This window comes from Pseudidiomarina sp. (assembly GCF_048268165.1).
GTDB lineage: Bacteria > Pseudomonadota > Gammaproteobacteria > Enterobacterales > Alteromonadaceae > Pseudidiomarina.
The window spans coordinates 191,625-210,280 of record NZ_JBLWWA010000003.1 but is presented as its reverse complement, the minus strand read 5'-3'; the positions used below and the strand labels follow the sequence as shown (position 1 = coordinate 210,280).

General features: G+C 50.6%; 13 protein-coding genes. 12 read left to right on the top strand and 1 reads right to left on the bottom strand.

Features of this window, described 5'->3' with window-relative positions; genetic code table 11:
* Nucleotides 1-332 precede the first annotated feature (332 nt).
* The 12 genes from ACN0UY_RS09285 (at nt 333) to ACN0UY_RS09230 (ending at nt 17,716) form a co-directional block, all read left to right on the top strand.
* Nucleotides 333-3,035 (top strand): TonB-dependent receptor, encoded by a 2,703-nt coding sequence (locus ACN0UY_RS09285; protein WP_417666464.1) that lies wholly within the window; start codon nt 333-335, stop codon nt 3,033-3,035.
* Between the two features lie 70 nt (nt 3,036-3,105).
* Nucleotides 3,106-3,849, top strand: coding sequence for a hypothetical protein (locus ACN0UY_RS09280; RefSeq protein WP_417666462.1), 744 nt, complete (start codon nt 3,106-3,108; stop codon nt 3,847-3,849).
* Entirely contained in the window at nt 3,846-5,516 is a 1,671-nt protein-coding gene (locus ACN0UY_RS09275) for a PepSY domain-containing protein (RefSeq protein ID WP_417666460.1), read from the top strand. Before ACN0UY_RS09280 ends, ACN0UY_RS09275 begins: the two co-directional genes overlap by 4 nt.
* A gap of 110 nt (nt 5,517-5,626) precedes the next feature.
* A complete protein-coding gene (locus ACN0UY_RS09270; RefSeq protein WP_417666458.1) occupies nt 5,627-6,577 on the top strand; it encodes an efflux RND transporter periplasmic adaptor subunit in 951 nt (316 codons plus the stop codon).
* Complete coding sequence (locus ACN0UY_RS09265) at nt 6,570-9,698, top strand: efflux RND transporter permease subunit (protein ID WP_417666456.1); 3,129 nt, start codon at nt 6,570-6,572, stop codon at nt 9,696-9,698. Before ACN0UY_RS09270 ends, ACN0UY_RS09265 begins: the two co-directional genes overlap by 8 nt.
* A 284-nt stretch (nt 9,699-9,982) precedes the next feature.
* Nucleotides 9,983-11,395 (top strand): glutamate--ammonia ligase, encoded by a 1,413-nt coding sequence (gene glnA / locus ACN0UY_RS09260; protein ID WP_220445678.1) that lies wholly within the window; start codon nt 9,983-9,985, stop codon nt 11,393-11,395.
* Between the two features lie 14 nt (nt 11,396-11,409).
* Entirely contained in the window at nt 11,410-12,015 is a 606-nt protein-coding gene (locus ACN0UY_RS09255; RefSeq protein WP_417666454.1) for a hypothetical protein, read from the top strand.
* Entirely contained in the window at nt 11,999-13,141 is a 1,143-nt protein-coding gene (gene glnL, locus ACN0UY_RS09250) for a nitrogen regulation protein NR(II) (RefSeq protein ID WP_417666452.1), read from the top strand. Before ACN0UY_RS09255 ends, glnL begins: the two co-directional genes overlap by 17 nt.
* On the top strand, nt 13,138-14,535 hold the full coding sequence (gene ntrC / locus ACN0UY_RS09245; RefSeq protein WP_417666450.1) for a nitrogen regulation protein NR(I): 1,398 nt from the start codon (nt 13,138-13,140) through the stop codon (nt 14,533-14,535). Before glnL ends, ntrC begins: the two co-directional genes overlap by 4 nt.
* Before the next feature lie 123 nt (nt 14,536-14,658).
* Complete coding sequence (locus ACN0UY_RS09240; protein ID WP_417659158.1) at nt 14,659-15,336, top strand: response regulator transcription factor; 678 nt, start codon at nt 14,659-14,661, stop codon at nt 15,334-15,336.
* Between the two features lie 7 nt (nt 15,337-15,343).
* Nucleotides 15,344-16,732 (top strand): sensor histidine kinase, encoded by a 1,389-nt coding sequence (locus ACN0UY_RS09235; RefSeq protein ID WP_417666448.1) that lies wholly within the window; start codon nt 15,344-15,346, stop codon nt 16,730-16,732.
* On the top strand, nt 16,733-17,716 hold the full coding sequence (locus tag ACN0UY_RS09230; protein ID WP_417666446.1) for an alpha/beta fold hydrolase: 984 nt from the start codon (nt 16,733-16,735) through the stop codon (nt 17,714-17,716).
* Here the strand turns inward: ACN0UY_RS09230 and ACN0UY_RS09225 are convergent.
* Nucleotides 17,640-18,620, bottom strand: coding sequence for a cation diffusion facilitator family transporter (locus ACN0UY_RS09225; RefSeq protein WP_417666444.1), 981 nt, complete (start codon nt 18,618-18,620; stop codon nt 17,640-17,642). The genes ACN0UY_RS09230 and ACN0UY_RS09225 overlap by 77 nt on opposite strands.
* Nucleotides 18,621-18,656 lie beyond the last annotated feature (36 nt).

Below are 18,656 nucleotides of genomic sequence, written 5' to 3'. Positions count from 1 at the left end.
AGTTTACGTTAACGTTAGCGCGAATAACTATTCACTTAATGGTTGGTTCTATTCATTGTAATTTAATGCATAGTTCGACAACTTTTTTTTCGTGCCCCCCTAGGCTTACGAAATTTTCGCAGAAAATAACAAGTTAAACCGCCATTCATCGCCTACCAAGTTGACTATACAACCACGCTGTATGCCTTAAAAATAGACAACTTGCGATATTTTCCACTTTACAGCTTACAAAAACTAGTTATGTTGTAGATGTATAGACAACTCAGTTGGGCTGTCGGGTTTGTCAATAACGACCACACTCAATAACAATGAAAATATATTCAGGGGACACCATGAACAAATTCGCCTTATCAGGTGTGGCAACCGCACTAACTGCGTTGCTATTACCAACTCAAACCATAGCTCAAGACACCCAACAACAAGTTGAAGAAGAAAAAGTAGAGCGCGTGACCGTAACGGGTTCGCGATTGCAGCGCACCGAAGCTGAAAGTGCCGCGCCCGTTCAAGTTTTCACAGCGGAAGATCTTGAAAACTCCGGTGTGAACTCGTTAGAGGTTATTTTACAGCGCATGTCAGCTTCAGCAGGCGCGGCTGGTGGGCAAAGCAACGCTTACTGGACCAGTAATGGCTGGGGAACCGCGCAGGTCAACTTACGTGGTTTAGGTATTAACCGCACGCTGGTTCTTCTTAATGGTCGCCGTGTCGTCAACGGCGGTACCGGTGCGAACAGCAGTGTTGACCTGAATATGATTCCTGTTGAGATGATTGAGCGCATTGAAGTACTTAAAGATGGTGCGTCAGCTATTTATGGTGCTGACGCCGTTGCTGGCGTGGTGAATATTATTACGCGTAAAAGCTATGAAGGTTTTTCAGTTGACGCTCGCATTGGTGCCACCGACAGCGGTGATGCCGAAGAAAGAGCGATTAATACGGTATTTGGTGCAAGTACGAATCGTGCCCGAATTGTGGGTACCGTGGGCTACCGTTCAAGTGATGCCTACAACATGCAAGAGCAAGCCGGTTGTGCATTAGCTGAAGTTTCTCCAGGCGAGCTAGGTTGTTTCGGCAGTTCAAGCACCATTGGCGGTCGTGCAACAATATTAACTGGGCCTGATGCTGGCAGCCGTATCAACTTTAATCAAGAACCAGGTGGTGACAGCGATTTCTATGAGGCGTACGACCCAGCCAAGCATAACTTTGATTTCTTTTCTCAACTGAATTCAGTTAACCCAATTACTAACTGGAACTTCTCAACGTTTGCAGACTATCGCCTAACAGGTGATACCTACGGGTTTGTCGAAGTCCTTTACAACAATCGCCGCTCAAACCAGTTAGCGACTTCAGGAACAGTTGGTGGTATTGAGTATGCTGTTGATCATCCGGACAATCCGACTGGCGAGACTATTCGTTTAGATAGTCGCCGCTTGCTTGAAGCCGGACCTCGTGAATTCTTCCAAGACGTGAACACTTGGCGTTTTGTGGGTGGCTTAAATGGCACTATTGCCGCGAATTGGAATTGGGAAGTTGCTTACAACTTCGGTCGTACTTCAGGCATTGATGGTGCAACTAATATCGCTAATATGGAGCGACTGAATCGCGCTATTGACCCTGACCAATGCGGAGATGCAGGCATTCCATGCCTCGACTTACTTGGTTTTGGCGGTTTTGGCCAAGATGCGGTTGATTATATTATGTTCCGTATTGATTCCGAGGGTGGTAACGAGCAGCGCTCAATTACAGCGAGCATTACTGGCGATTTGTTTGAACTGCCTTCTGGTTACGTGCCAGTCGCGTTTGGCATTGAGCATCGCAAAGAGAAGGGCTGGCGTAATCCAGATTCAGCGGTTGTTGCTGGCGTTATGAATACCAACCAGGCCGATCCAATTGATGGCAGCTATAGCGTTGACGAGGTGTATGTCGAAACTGCGCTACCGTTGTTATCCGATAAGGCCTTTGCGAAGGATGTTAACTTAGAGCTGGCATACCGTTACAGTGATTACGATACCTTTGGAAGTGACGGTAACTATAAAGCAAGCCTGCATTGGCAACTCAATGACTCATTGAAGTTTCGTGCAACCCGTTCTACAGCGTTTCGTGTACCGAATATTCCTGAATTATTTGGTGGTGTGGCTGAAGGTAACTTAACCACAACTGACCCGTGTGACGGCTGGGATCAACCTGGAAAAGATTCAACTGTAGCAGCAAACTGCCAAGCTGCTGGCGTGCCATCTGGGTATACCCAATTAGGCTCAACTGTACTGACAACGGTTGGCGGTAATCCAAACCTTGAACCGGAAGATGCCAAAACCTTTACCGCTGGAGTGGTATGGGATGCGCCATTTGCAGATAATCTGCAGTTCACCGTCGATTATTATAAAATTGACATCGAGAACGCGATTCAGCGTATTCCTGGGTCAACCAAGTTATCGGTATGTTACAACTCAGAAAACCTATCGCATCCGTTCTGTAACGACAGTCAGTTCACCCGGGACAGTTTAACGGGCGAGATTAACTTTCTCTCGGCACAGCCAACGAATGCAGCAACGGAAGAAGTGTCGGGTGTCGATGCGGCCGTATTCTATAAAACGGATCTTTCTGGTTTCGCAACAACCATGAACTGGACAGTTAGCTATTTAGATGAATATACCGTTACGCCATTCGCTGGCGGAACACCTATCGCATATGCTGGGAAGATCACCGGTGGCAGCGGTAGTTACACCAACTGGCGCTCAAATGCCTCGGTAACGGTTGACCATGACCATTGGCAGGCACATTGGAGTGTTCAGTATATTGGCGGCGCAGATGATATCAATGCGGCACCAGGCGATGTAGGTGACCATGCACCAAGCGTGTTCTACCACAACGTACAAGGCACTTATTTTGTTAATTCAAATATGAGCTTAGTGGGTGGTATTAACAACGTATTTGATAAGAAACCTCCATTTATACAAAGCTGGACTGATGCGAACACTGATACCATGACATACAACCTCTTGGGGCGTCAGTTGTTCGTTAAAATGCGTTATACGTTCTAACCCTGGACGTTTAATTGCGGGAGGGCTTAGGCTCTCCCGCAGTTTTTTATAGAATTTTGTGGAGAGTTTTATGGCCGTAAAAATAGCCAGTAGCCGCTGGCGTGTGTGGCACCGCTGGATGGCGTTGATTGTCGGCTTACAAATGGTAGTTTGGAGTATCAGCGGCGCGTACATGGTTTTCTTTAAATTACCATTTATTCACGGTGATCACTTGGTTCACCAGCATGATGCTGTGATCCAACATGCGAACCACGTGGCGCCATTCAATGATGTCTTAAAGGCTTATCCGGAAGCATCGCAGATTCAACTTACGTCACAGTGGTTAAATCATCAGTGGCAACCCGTGTATCGCATTAGCCATCATGGTATGGCTGAGCTCGTTGATGCGCAAAGCTTAGCGGTCGTTGAGCTTAGCCAGTCAGACGTACAAGCTATTGCGGAAAAAATGTATGCATTGGGTGAGCAGCCAGCAAGCCGAGTGCAATGGTTAACCGAAAACCCTCCAAGTGAGCTTAACCCTGATCACTTGCCGGTGTGGCGGGTAGATTTCGATGACTTTGGTAGCACCAGCCTTTACTTTTCACCATCAACCGGCGAACTAGTAACCAAGCGTCACACCTTTTGGCGTGGTTTCGATATTATGTGGATGTTGCACATTATGGATTACGAAGAGCGAGTGGATATTGAAAGTTGGTTGTTGCGCGGGTTTATTATAGCCAATTTTATTTTCTTGATGACTGGCGCTGTATTGTTGGTTTACACCTTGCGTAAGCCGAAGCCGACACTGAAAACCACCACGGAGGGTTCAGCATGATGCGCTTTTTACAATGGCTTCATCGATGGACGAGTCTGATTATTATTATTCAAGTGTTGTTGTGGATAATCAGCGGCTTCTATTTTTCACTGCAAGGCCATCATGCGATGTCGGGCCATCAATATCACCAAATGGACCATAGTCATGCGCCGCTAACCTCTTCGCAAACAATTGACTGGCCGCAGATAGCAAACCAATTTTCCGGTATCAGCGGTGTTGATTTACGCACCGTCGGTGGGATTCCGCAATACGTGGTGACGCATCTTGATGGCGTTAGCTACCTTGATGCAACGACGGGTGAGCTGTGGTCAACCTCGGAAGCCATGGCGGCTAGCTTGGCACGAGCAACCTATTCAGGCCCAGGGGCGATTGAAAGCGTCACCCCACTTACCGAAGGAAGTAGCGAAGTTAACGGTTGGCGTGAGCCGGGCTATCGCGTTGATATGCGTGACGATTTAAATACACGGATTTATGTCGACGCAGCTTCGGGCACAGTGATTGATCATCGCAATACCCCATGGTTATTAGCCGACTGGGCGTTCAAGTTGCACTTTATGGACTACAGCGGCGAGCGTAATTTTAACCATCTACTGATTGTCAGTGCGGGTGTTGTAACACTCTGGTTTACTTTGTCAGGTTTGATCTTGTTAGGGCGTAACCTTGCGCGCGGTGATATGAATCCTCGCCGTAAGCAAACTTACCTAGAGTTTTACCAAGCGCAGCAGCAGCCAATTGCAAGCGCATGCGGCGGGGGCGGAACGTGCGGGTTGTGTAAAGTGCGTTTTCGCGGCGTAGTGCCCAGCCCCACGAAAAACGATCGCGCCATGCTGACCGAATCCGATCTGAGTGATGGATTGCGCTTAAGCTGTCAACATCGTATCAGCAAGGGCCACGAGGTTGATATTGCTGCAACCGACGCGCGTCAGATTAAGCTTAAGCTTGTGCATAATCGCGTTTTAACCCCGAGCATCAATGAACTGACGTTTCTGCCTCAAACGGAATCGGGCTTCAACTATCAAGCTGGACAGTTTATGCAGTTTCTTATTCCGTGCAGTACCGGCAATGAAGCCGTGGTGTTGCATCGAAACTATTCGTTCGCAACTGCACCAGGACAACCGGAACTGACGTTCACTGTGCGTAAAATGCCAGCGCCGAATACGAGTTGTCAGCCTGGACTTGGTTCAACTTATTTATGCAGCATGAAACCTGGCGATACGATAGATGCGATGGGCCCTATGGGCGACTTCTTGCTCAACAATGAAGCGGCGAATGAGCGTCGACAAGTGTTTATCGGCGGTGGCGCGGGTATTGCACCATTGCGTGCACTTATCCAAGCTGAATTGGAATCGGCACAGCCAAGGTGTCCAATTCAGTTCTTCTACGGTGCACGCAATAAATCTGAGCTTTGCTATTACGATGAGTTTATGGCGTTACAAAGCGAAGAACGCTTGCAATATCACCCCGTTTTATCTGAGCAGGATGAGCATTGGCGTGGCCTGAGCGGTTTTGTTCACGAAATTGCGCAGGCTTGGATTCAAACACAAGATGTGAAATCGCTCGATGTATACGTTTGCGGTCCGCCTGCTATGTTAGCAGCAACGCAAGCTATGCTGCGTGCAATAGGGGTTCCGCAAGCGCATATTCGATATGATGACTTCGGCATTTAGAACCTTATTTTAGATAAATACGAAATAAATCATTAACAGACTTATTTTTTGCTCTATAATTTCAATAAATACCATATTGAAGTTTGGCAATGATAAGTCTGGAGATGATGATGTCTATCTACAAATGGGTCTATCTACTCGTTATTTGTATTGCTGGAGTGGCAAATGCTACTGCCGCCGAATTGTCGTTGAAGCAATCAACGATTGCGGAATACTTGCGCTTGCAGGGCTTGGTAGAGTCAACCAATAGTGCCACCGTATCAGCGCAGGTGTCTGGCCGCATTGAACGTGTGCTGGTCGATGTGGGTGATGAAGTGTCAGCTGGTGCAACGTTGCTGACCATTACCTCTGTTGAGCAATACCAAATGCTGACTCAAGCGCAAGCGCAAGTAGCTGCGGCGCAAGCCACACTGGTGGCGGAGCAACAAGAGTACGATCGTATTATCAGCCTGGTTGAACGTGAGTTGATTCCGGTTGCTGAGCGCGATCGCGCCAAAGCGCGACTCGATAATGCGAAAGCACAACGGCGCTCAGCCGAAGCAGCCGTCGAACGTGCTGAAGAGCAGTTGTCATACACCGAAGTGAAAGCACCTTATGCCGGTATTGTTAGCGCGCGTATGGTTGAACCGGGTGAGTTGGTGCAACCCGGCACCCCGTTATTGTCAGGTTTTGACCCCAGTGAGCTGCGTCTGCATGTCGACCTGCCAGCGAGCTATGCCCAAGCGGCAAAAGACTATCAGTGGGCTCGTATCAACGGCTTGACGCCAACGTCTCAGCAAGTGTTTCCAACCGTGCACAGCCAGTCCAGTACCGTGCGCATGCGGTTGATATTGCCCCATGACAGTGGGCTGATGCCTGGCCAGTGGCAACCGGTGTTGGTGAAAGTTGGTGAGCATCAAGGCGTACAAGTGCCAGTAGCTGCGGTTTACCATCAAGGTGAGTTGACCATGGTACGAATGCAAGACAATAGCTGGCGCGCGGTGCGTTTAGGTCTGCAGCAAGACGACCATATCGAAATCGTAAGTGGCTTGCAGGCGGGTGAGGTGATCAGCTATGAGTAACAAACCCCTCGGCATCGCAGGTAAAATTGCGGCGTGGGGTGAACGCTCGCAGCTCACCCCGCTGCTCGCTATCTTTGGTCTAATGCTCGGCATCATGGCCGCATTAATCACGCCGCGTGAAGAAGAACCGCAAATTGACGTAACCATGGCGGATGTCATGGTGGCGTTTCCCGGCGCCGATGTAAACCAGGTTGAAGCGCAGCTGGCTACCCCGTTAGAGCAACATTTTGCCCGCATGCAGGGCATTGAACACATTTACTCGGTATCGCAATCAGGCCAAGCGCTGGTGACGGTTCAGTTTGAAGTGGGTGTGCCGCGCGAAAAAGCGCTGGTTGAACTGTTCGATAGCTTATCGAGCTGGCAAGTACGCCACCCCAGCTTCTCTCAACCCTTGGTGAAAGCCCGTGGTATTGACGATGTTCCTATACTTGGGTTAACCATCACCTCAAATGGGCTTGATTTGAAGTCGGTCGCTGACACCTTAATTGAACCGCTCCAAAATGTGAGCGGTGTGCGTGAAGTGGTTGTAATTGGTGCCGAGCCAGAACAGATCAATGTGACTCTGGATAACACCGCCTTAAGCCGCATTGGCCTCGACTTTAATGCTGTCAGCCAAGCACTTTCAGGGCAAAATCAAAGTGCTCAGGCCGGCTATCGGTTGCAAGACGGGCAAAAAATTCCGGTGCAAGCCAGTAGTTTTATCGACAGCGTTTACACTCTGCGTAACTTGATTGTAGCGAACGTTGATGGCAAACCCGTGCGCTTGGAGCAAGTTGCTGAAATAAGTGACAGCGCCGTGGTGCCGTCGCGCTACGTGTGGTCGCGCCCCGCAGGCGGAGAAGCACAACCGGCAGTGACCTTAGCCGTCACCAAAAAGGCGGGCGAAAACGCCGTTGTGGTGGCCCAAGAAGTGCTGGCCCGATTAGACACCCTCAAGCAGCAGTGGCTGCCCCCTGAGATCACCATCGACGTGACCCGGAACTACGGGCAAACCGCGGATGATAAAGCGTCCAAGCTGATTCAAAAGCTCATTTTTGCAACCATCTCGGTGGTCGCCTTGGTGTTGTTAACGCTGGGCAAGCGCGAAGCCATCGTGGTTGGTAGTGCCGTGGTACTGACCTTGGCCATGACACTCTTTGCATCCTGGGCTTGGGGTTTTACCCTGAACCGCGTGTCGTTATTCGCGCTGATATTTTCAATCGGTATTTTGGTCGATGACGCCATTGTTGTGGTGGAAAACATACATCGCCACCTTGGCCTCGGGAAGTCACTAAAAACAGCAATTCCAGCTGCTGTTGACGAAGTGGGTGGACCAACAATTCTGGCCACCTTCACCGTTATCGCCGCATTGCTACCTATGGCCTTCGTCAGCGGACTGATGGGCCCTTACATGAGCCCAATCCCGATTAATGCGTCGTTGGGTATGCTGCTCTCGCTGATTATTGCGTTAACCGTGACACCGTGGCTGGCCCGTCATTTACTGAAAGACGAGCACCACCAAGGCGAAGCGCATAGCAGCAAGCTGCATAACTTCTTTGAAAAAATCATGCAGCCGCTGTTAACGCACCGCAAGCGTCGCTACTTTATGGGCTTTGGCTTAATTGCCCTGATTGTCTTGATGATGGGGCTGGCCGTGGTGCAAGCCGTGGTCATGAAAATGCTGCCATTTGATAACAAAAGTGAAATCAAACTGGTACTGGATATGCCAGAAGGCAGCACCTTAGAAGACACCAATGCCGTATTGATGCAATTGGCGCAGAAGCTGGATGAAGTGGACGAAGTTGTCGGCACCCAGATTTATGCGGGAACAGCATCACCGATCGGCTTCAACGGTTTAGTGCGCCAATATTACTTGCGCGAAGGCGCCAATATGGGCGACATACAAGTTACCCTTGCTGACCTTGGCGACCGTGATCGCGCCAGCCATGAAATTGCCCTAGCGCTTCGTCCCATGCTGACACCTATTGCTGACGCCGTAGGCGCTTCATTAAAACTGGTTGAGGTACCGCCAGGCCCGCCCGTACTGGCACCGATTGTCGCCGAGCTCTATGGCCCGTCGGCCAGTGCCCGCGAGCAGGGCGCCCGTGACGTGCTTGCGCAGCTTCGCGCAACCGAAGGCGTGGTGGACATTGACAGCACCCTCGTGGCCGATGCCACGCAAGAGATTTGGCAAGTAAACCGCGAACGTGCGGCACAACTTGGCGTTTCGGCTGGGCAAGTGGTGCAAGTTTTACAAACCGCACTAGCCGGCATGGATGTCACCTTTTTGGCGATGCCTGGGCAAACCCAGCCAGTACCCGTAAAACTGCGCTTGCCAGCCGATTGGCAAGGGCAATTGGCGCAATTAGAAAGCCTGTCGGTGACCAGCCAAACCACCGGTGAGGCAATTCCAATTGCTGAACTGATTGAACGCGAAGAACTTGCCTATGCGCAGCCGATATATCACAAAGACCTGCGACCGGTGGTGTATGTGACCGCCGACATGGCCGGCGAACTCGACAGCCCGCTGTACGGCCTGTTCGACGCCGCAGGTCAGATCGACATTCCACAAACCTTTATTGCGCAACCCGATATTTGGGATCAAACGGCGCTGAAGTGGGACGGCGAATGGCAAATTACTTACGAGACATTCCGTGACATGGGCCTCGCCTATGCGGTCGGATTGCTGCTGATTTATGTACTTGTGGTCGGCCACTTCGGCAGCTATATGACGCCGCTGGTGATCATGGCGCCAATACCACTTACTTTAATCGGCATCATGCCAGGCCATGCGTTATTGGGAGCGCAGTTCACCGCCACTTCAATGATCGGCATGATAGCCCTGGCCGGTATTATTGTGCGGAACTCGATTTTGCTGGTGGATTTTATTCGTGAAGAAGTCGCTGCCGGCAAAGATCTCAATACCGCCGTAATTGAAGCTGCAGTGGTGCGCGCCAAGCCGATTACCCTGACCGCAATCGCCGCAATGATGGGTGCGTTTTTCATACTCGACGACCCCATTTTCAACGGCCTTGCAGTGAGCCTTATATTCGGTATCGCGGTGTCTACGGCATTAACGCTAGTGGTTATTCCGTTGTTGTACGCGTCGCTTCTACGCCGCCGAATGGCTAAAGAGCGTTAATCGTTAATCGTTATTGGTTGTTCCGAATAACGAATAACCAATAACGAACCACGCCTTCAAATCCTTTGCACTTCCGTGGTGCATTAATTTGCACTATAATGGTGCAAATAGAGCCATTAGCTAGTACCATAACCGCACCTGAATCAAGTTAACCTATTGAAAAATTTGCCAAATCTAATATTGGCATCGTTTTTGCTTTAATTTGGTGCAAAGAAGCAAGCACAACAGTCGATGCTTGCTATACTCATTCTGAACCTAGTACATGCACGATCGCGGAGGATCACATGGCAACACCACAAGACGTTATGGCTTACATTGAAGAACACGATGTCAAATTCGTGGATTTACGCTTTACCGACACTAAAGGTAAAGAACAGCATGTGACCATCCCGGTTTCGCAAATCAACGAAGAGTTTTTCGAAGAAGGCAAAATGTTTGATGGTTCGTCCATCGGCGGTTGGAAAGGCATCAACGAGTCAGACATGGTACTTATGCCGGATTGTGACTCGGTGGTATTAGACCCGTTCACGGATGAAATCACCATGAACGTGGTGTGTGACATTCTTGAGCCAGACACCATGCAAGGTTATGACCGTGACCCGCGTTCAATTGCGCGTCGTGCGGAAGAGTATCTGCAAAGCATGAACATTGGTGATTCTGCATTTTTCGGCCCAGAGCCAGAATTCTTCTTGTTTAACGATGTACGTTTTCATACCGATATGAGCGGCTCGTTCTACAAAATCGAAGCTGACGAAGCGAAATGGAACTCGGGCAAAGAATACAAAGAAGGTAACTTGGCGCACCGTCCAGGTGTGAAAGGCGGTTACTTCCCAGTGCCTCCAGTTGACTCGGCGCACGACATTCGTAGCACCATGAGTACGGTTATGGAAGACATGGGCTTAGTTGTTGAAGCGCATCACCATGAAGTTGCAACTGCGGGTCAAAACGAAGTGGCAACACGCTTTAACACCTTGGTGAAAAAAGCGGATGAAATCCAAATTTATAAGTATGTTGTGCACAACGTGGCGCATTCATACGGTATGACGGCAACCTTTATGCCGAAGCCAATTGTTGGCGACAACGGTTCAGGCATGCACGTACATATGTCGATTAGCAAAGACGGTAAAAACTTGTTTGCTGGCGACCAGTACGGTGGCTTGAGCGAAATGGCGTTGTATTACATTGGCGGTATCATCAAGCACGCACGTGCATTGAATGCGTTCTGTAACCCAACCACCAACTCGTACAAGCGTTTGGTGCCAGGTTACGAAGCACCTGTTATGTTGGCCTACTCGGCGCGTAACCGTTCTGCGTCAATTCGTATTCCGGTTGTTGCAAGTGCAAAAGCACGTCGTATTGAAGTGCGCTTCCCTGACCCGGCGGCAAACCCGTACTTATGTTTCGCGGCATTGTTGATGGCTGGTCTTGATGGTATTAAAAACAAGATTCACCCTGGCGATGCGATGGACAAAGACTTGTATGACTTGCCAGCGGAAGAAGCGAAAGAAATTCCGACGGTATGTCACTCGTTAGAAATGGCGTTGGAAGCGTTGGACAAAGACCGTGAGTTCTTGACTGCTGGCGGCGTGATGACTGACGCGATGATTGATGCGTACATTAAACTGAAGCACCAGGAAGTGATGAAGTTAAAAATGACCACGCATCCAATTGAGTTTGACCTGTACTACAGCGTGTAAGGTTTGGAGCAACGATGAAACCACTGGCGTTATTGGCAATTTTATTAATCTTTTTGATAGGCGCTGCGTTGCACGTTGAACCAAGCGATGCGCAAGTCTATAAGAAGCGCAATGCCGATGGCTCAATCACCTACACGGACAAGCCGCTGCAAGGCGCTGAAAAGGTAGAGATTGAGCAGGCGCCAGTGACTGAATTTGCGAAGCCGGTTGTGGCGACACAACCGAGTGAACCTGAAGTTTCAGCGACCGGCGGTGACAGTACCGCCGAAGCTGAGGCGATTCCCACTGAGTTTTCGGTAGCGATTACCTCGCCTGAGCAACAACAGCCGATTCGGGCCAACAACGGTCAGTTCGATGTGTTGTGGCAGTCTGATCCTGAACGCCTGCCAGAAGGTTACGTGTATGAGTTGTTCGTTGACGGACAACCAGCATGGCGTGGCAGCGACAGCAATCAGGTAACGCTGGCGGAAATTAGTCGCGGTGAGCGCCGTATCTATGTGCGTATTGTTGATGCACAAGGCAATCAAGTTGCGCGCTCGGATACCGTGGTCGTGTTTGTATTGCGCGTCGCCATCAATGGTGCAGGCGCAGGTAGCGGTGGCAATGGCGGCGGAGCCTGATCGCGAACTAACGTCACCCAGCGATTGCACCAACTTGGTGCAACCGCATCTTGACCAGTTGCTTACTGCGGTCGTGCTGCTGGACGACCAACTTCGAATTCAATATATGAACGCTGCGGCTGAAGCTATTCTAGATGGCAGCCTGCGGCGTTTTCAGTTGCAGCCATTTTTCAGTTTATTCCATTTCAGTAGCCTTGACCCCATGGTGATACAACACGCGTTGCGTGATGAGCAGTCGGTTTCCGACAGCGACGTGACGCTGGTGTTGCATGACAGTCAACGCATTACCATTGAGTTCATTGCGCAGCCGCTGCGCCAACCTGACGGGCGCTTGAGTATCTTGCTTGAGCTGCGCCAAATTGACCAAATTCGCCGCATTAATCAGGAAACAACACAGCAGCAACAACTGCAAGCTGCGCAAAGTATGGTGCGTGGGCTGGCTCACGAAATTAAAAATCCGCTGGGTGGTTTGCGCGGTGCAGCGCAATTGCTGGCCGGTGAATTGAACGACAGCGCCTTGCAAGAGTACACCGACTTAATCATTCGCCAAGCTGACCGCCTGAGCACCTTGGTGGACAGAATGTTGGGTTCGCATCAATTGCCCCAACGCAAAGAAGCCAACCTGCACGCGCTGCTGGAGCAAGTGATCAAGGTGGCACGTTTAGGCGCGGGTACCGGTATCGAATGGTTGCGTGACTACGACCCAAGCCTGCCCGAACTGACAATGGCCCCTGAACAATTGGAACAGGTGTTTTTGAACTTGGTGATGAACGCTTGTGATTCACTGCTGGAGAGCGAAAGCACCAGCAACCCAACTATCACCGTACGCACGCGTATTGCGCATCAGCAGACCATTCATGGCAAGCGCTATCGTCAGTGTGCCGTGGTGGTTATTCAAGATAATGGCCCGGGCATTCCTGTGGCGCTGCGTGACACCTTGTTCTATCCAATGGTGAGCGGCCGGGCTGGCGGCACAGGTTTGGGGCTGTCGATTGTGCAAAACTTGGTGCACCAGCATGCCGGTAAAATTGAAGTGCAATCTGAACCAGGCCACACCGAATTTTGCGTGTACCTGCCTTATAGTGAAACCCTTTGCGGTGACAAAGCAAACGGTGATAGAGCATGAACTCGATTTGGATTCTGGACGATGACAGCTCGATTCGATGGGTGCTGGAACGCGCCTTGGCGCGAGCCGGGTTAAGCTGCACCAGTTTCGCTGATGCACAAAGCCTTTATACTGCGCTGGGCGAAACGCAACCGAAAGTCTTGCTGACAGACATTCGTATGCCGGGCGATGACGGCCTGGCAGTATTGCGCAAACTGAATCACGACTATCCACAGATCGCGGTGATTGTGATGACCGCCCATTCCGATTTGGACTCCGCTGTAAGCGCCTTTCAAGGTGGTGCGTTCGAGTACTTGGCCAAGCCGTTCGACATTGACGAAGTGGTGCATACGGTCAGCCGCGCGCTCGCGCGTGAAACCGAACACACAGCTAGCCCGGCTGATGCCGCTGAGCAAGCCAACGACGTGCAAGAAATCATCGGCAATGCGCCCGCTATGCAGGACGTGTTTCGCGCCATTGGCCGTTTGTCGCATTCCAGCGTAACCGTGTTAATCACCGGCGCATCCGGCAGCGGTAAAGAATTGGTTGCTCGCGCCTTGCACCAACATAGCCCGCGCGCAAAGAAGCCATTTATTGCACTGAACATGGCGGCAATTCCTGCCGACTTGATTGAATCAGAACTGTTTGGTCACGAAAAAGGCGCCTTTACCGGCGCGACCCAAAAGCGCCAAGGCCGCTTCGAGCAAGCTCACGGCGGCACGTTATTCTTAGATGAAATTGGTGACATGCCATTAGCAGTGCAGACACGCTTACTCCGGGTATTGGCCGAAGGGCAGTTCTACCCAGTAGGCAGCTACCAGCCAGTGAAAGTTGATGTGCGTATTATCGCCGCCACCCATCAGCATCTCGAGCAGCGGGTAAGTCAGGGTGACTTTCGTGAAGACCTGTTCCATCGACTGAACGTAATTCGTCTGCAATTGCCAACGCTGGCTGAGCGCCGTGAAGATATTCCGCAATTGGCGCAGCACTTTTTACAAAGCGCGGCGCAAGAACTTGGCGGTAGCCCCAAGCGACTTACGCCTGCCGCAGAGCAGATGCTGGTGAACGCAGCCTGGCCCGGAAACGTTCGACAACTTGAAAATACCTGCCGTTGGTTAACCGTCATGGCGCCAGGGCAAACTATCGATGTTGCTGATTTACCTCAAGATTTATCAAACGACAAGGTAAAAAATACCCAAGCAAATTCCGCCGAATGGTATACACTGTTACGTAACGAAATTAAAAGTCGGTGCGAAGCAGGTGATACCCACATCTTAGATAACCTGTTGCCCACCATTGAACATTTAGCCCTTGATATTGCCTTAGAGCATACCGACGGGCATAAACAAAAAGCAGCCGAATTATTAGGTTGGGGACGCAATACCCTTGCCCGTAAACTGAACGAATCTAAGTGACTAATTTCAAGTGACTAAATTCAAGTAAAAGTTCAGTAAACAGGGTATGCAGCCGCGGCTTATCTTTACATAATTAAGACCACCTATTATAAGCTGTAACGAATGACGCAGGACAACATCGAAATGACCAAGCTTTTACTTGTAGATGATGACGCAGAACTAAGCAGTATGCTGGAACAAATTCTTACCAAAGAAGGCTACCAACTTACCTTGGCGCCGGATGGTGAAATTGGCTTACAACGCGCGTTAAGCGGCTCGTTTGATTTGATTCTACTTGACGTGATGTTACCCGGTATTGACGGCTTCCAGCTGTTGCAACGTCTCCGCCAACAAGCCCGTAGCACACCAGTATTAATGCTAACCGCGCGTGGCGATGACGAAGACAGGGTGCAGGGTCTTGAACTCGGCGCCGATGACTATTTGCCGAAGCCGTTTAATCCACGTGAACTGGTTGCCCGCGTGCGCGCTTTGTTACGTCGCACCCCGAACACCTCAGTACGCCCAGAACCGCTAGAATTTGCCGGCTTCCACGTTGATCCGTTGCAAAACGAAGTACGCTGCGACGAGCAGGTGTTGGAACTTACCCCAACGGAATTCGATATTCTGCGCTCCCTAGTGCAAGGCAAAGGTCAGGTGGTCAGCAAAGATCAGCTCTCCGTGGCAGCTCTTGGCCGCCAGTTAGCACCATTTGATCGCAGCTTAGACGTGCACATTAGTAACATCCGTAAAAAAATCAATCATAATCCAGAGCGTATTCAAACCGTGCGCGGTCGAGGTTATCGCCTACTTCAGTTAGCTTGAGGTATGCATGCAAATCCGCTGGTACCATTCGCTAACACTTCGCTTGTTGCTGCTGTTTTGGGCGCTGCTTTTTGCAGTGGCCAGCAGCGGTTTCCTATTGGCGATTTGGTATGCGCAGCCGGAAACAGCTAAACCACTCTCTGACGATGTGCGTGAAACGCTATCGCCCTTACTGACTGACCAAACTACCTTCAGCTCATTAACTCCAGGCCGTTTACTGGCGGGTAACTATCGGGTTGCGGCGGCGGTTACGCCTGAAGAAGGGCCAAGTAGGCTGCAATTAGAACCCAACCTCGCCAATACCCACCGACGCGAGCTGATGCGCCAACTCGACGCCGAACAGCCGGAACAGTTGCGCATGCCCAACGGCATGTTGTTAGGTCCATTTGTGTTGGACGAGCAGCGTATTTTGCTCATCCGACCGTTAACCGATGACGAACGTCAGCAGCAAATCATTTCGCAGAAACAGTCTGATAAAGCACAAACCATGACGCTATTGTTTGGCTCGTTGCTGATTGCGGTACTGCTTGGTTTCTGGCTGGTGCTACCGTTAAAACGGTTGATTCGCGCAACCCGTGAAATTGCGGCCGGCGCCGATCACCTGCACCTGAAACGCTTACCGCGCCGCACTGACGAATTAGGTGAGCTGGCGCGCGCATTAGAAACCGCAGCCCATGACTTAAAAGTATCCCGTGACGCCCAGCGCCGACTCTTAAGCGATGTGTCACATGAACTGCGCTCGCCGCTGGCGCGTATGCAAGTTGCTTTAATGCTTAGCCAAGACGAAGACAATCTTGATGCCAACCCGCACTTAGTGCAAATGAGCCGCGACGTGGACCGCCTAGGTACCATCATTGAACGCATTTTGTCGTTGTCGCGGTTGGAAAATGGCTTGGTGAAAATGAACCCACAGCCGGTTGATACCCATGCCCTAGCCAAAACACTGGCCGCCGATTTAGCCTATGCTGACGCCAAACATGGCGAACGCGTGATTGTTATGGATGGCGGTTGGCTGGTGACAGGTACTGACGAGGAGTTATTGCGACTGGTCATGGAAAACTTAGTGCGCAATGCGCTGCAATACACCGCAGGGATTATCGAGCTAAGTTGTGAGCGTCACGATGACGCCAATTTCACCATTATTGTGCGTGACCATGGCGACGGCGTGCCAGAAGACCAACTGGTGCAATTATTTGAACCCTTTTTCCGTGGTGACCCGTCACGACATCACAAAGCTGGCGTTGGTTTAGGTATGGCATTAAGCTTAAGGGCAGCAAACGTACTTGGCGGTTCGGTTACAGCGCGCAATCATCCTGAGGGAGGGCTCGAGGTATCCATACACCTGCCAGTTGTGGCCATCGACACGTTGCAACAGGAGCAACAGGAGCCCGCTTAGATGTACACGGATGATGATCCGCAGTGGATTCGTTTTTACACCCAACAAATTGAACCCTTTTGGCGTGACCACGTTGAGTCGCATCAGTTAGCGCGTCCCGACGGCGTGCTATTGCATTGGTACTTGCACCGGCCCGTGCATCCGCAAGGGCTGGTGTTGATTTGCCCGGGCCGTATTGAAGCCGCTTTAAAATACCAAGAATTAGTCTGGCAACTGGCACAATCTAATTATGCAGTGGCTGTGGTCGATCATCGCGGGCAAGGCTTCTCTGATCGGCTCAGCAATAATCCACATCATGGGCATATTGATCAGTTTCAAGACTTTGTCGATGACCTTGAAGCCGTGGTACAGCAAGTAACCAGCTATTACCCAAAGGTACCTCAATATCTACTTGCCCACTCCATGGGGGGCGCGATTGCAGCATTATATCTAGCGCAACATGAACACCGCATTGAAAAAGCCGTATTGTCGTCGCCCATGCTGGGTGTACTCACCGGTAATAAGCCCAAGTGGTATGCGCAAACTATGGTCATTGCTGGTGCCTTACTGAACCGTTTGCTTAGCCCACGCAAACCCTGGTACTTCTTCGGCATGACTGACTATCGGTACGTGCCGTTTGACGAAAATGAACTGACCCATAGCGAAGCCCGCTATCAAATGTTTCGTGACGCCTACGAACAAAATCCTGAAGTGCAATTGGGTGGGCCAACGTTTAATTGGCTGGCGCAGGCCTTCGCAGCAATGCGCGCAGCGCAGCAGCAGGCCGACAAAATTGACATACCCGTGCTGGTGTTGCAGTCAGGTGCCGATAGCGTGGTTGACAATCAAAGTCACCACCGTTTTTTAGCGCGTCTGCAAGACGAACGTAGCCAAATAAAATGCATTGATGGTGCAAGACACGAACTATTTATGGAGTCTGATCGCTACCGTCAGCCGGCTCTTGATGCGGTATTGCGCTGGTTTCAGCCGGACGCGTCTCAGTAGGAAGCTCTTTGGGTACCACCGAGAGTGGGTCCATGTGAATGATCACATCGGTATGGTCAAACAAGGCTTCAACCCGCACCTCAACCATATCGGCAATGTCATGCGCTTGGCGCAGGTTTAAATGATCATCAAGCTCAATGTGTGCTTGCACAAAGCGCATAGGGCCCGCAGAGCGCGTGCGTAACCCGTGCAAGCCACGTACGCCGGGCACTTCCTTAATGGTGGTAATCACCAATTGCTTTTCGGCATCGGGCAATTCGCGGTCCATTAAACTCTGAAATGCATGCCAACCAATACGAATGGCACCTTGGGCCAAAAATACTGCAATTAATATTGCGAACACACTGTCGGCCCACAGCATGCCATAAGCACTTAAAATCAGCGCCACAATAACTGCGCTGTTCAGTAGCAAGTCTGAGGAAAAGTGCAGGGCATCGGCGGCAATCGCCTGCGAACCTGTTTTGCGTATGGCAATGCGTTGCAAAATCACTAGCGCTAAGGTAAGCGCAATGGCTAGCAGCGACACATACACCCCAATTTCAGCTTGGCTTACAGGCGTGCCTTGTATCCATTGTTGCACACTGTGAATAACCAGCAGCATCGCTGAGCCAGTAATTAATGCTGACTGCACCATAGCGGCTAACGACTCGGCCTTACCATGACCAAAACGGTGTTCATTGTCGGCCGGCTGAATGGCGTAGCGCACAGCAAAAAAGGTAAACAAGCTAGCCAGGCTGTCGAGCATAGAGTCGGTAAGTGAGGCCATCATACTGGCCGAATCTGTTATCAGCCATGCCACAACTTTCACAGTGATTAATACGAACGCAACAGTCACCGAAGCGCGCGTCGCCAGCTTTACCCAAAACGCATAATTTTCTTGTTTTGATTGCTGTGAGGTTGACATACCTGCCCTTGATTTCGCTCTGTATTCACCGTGCCA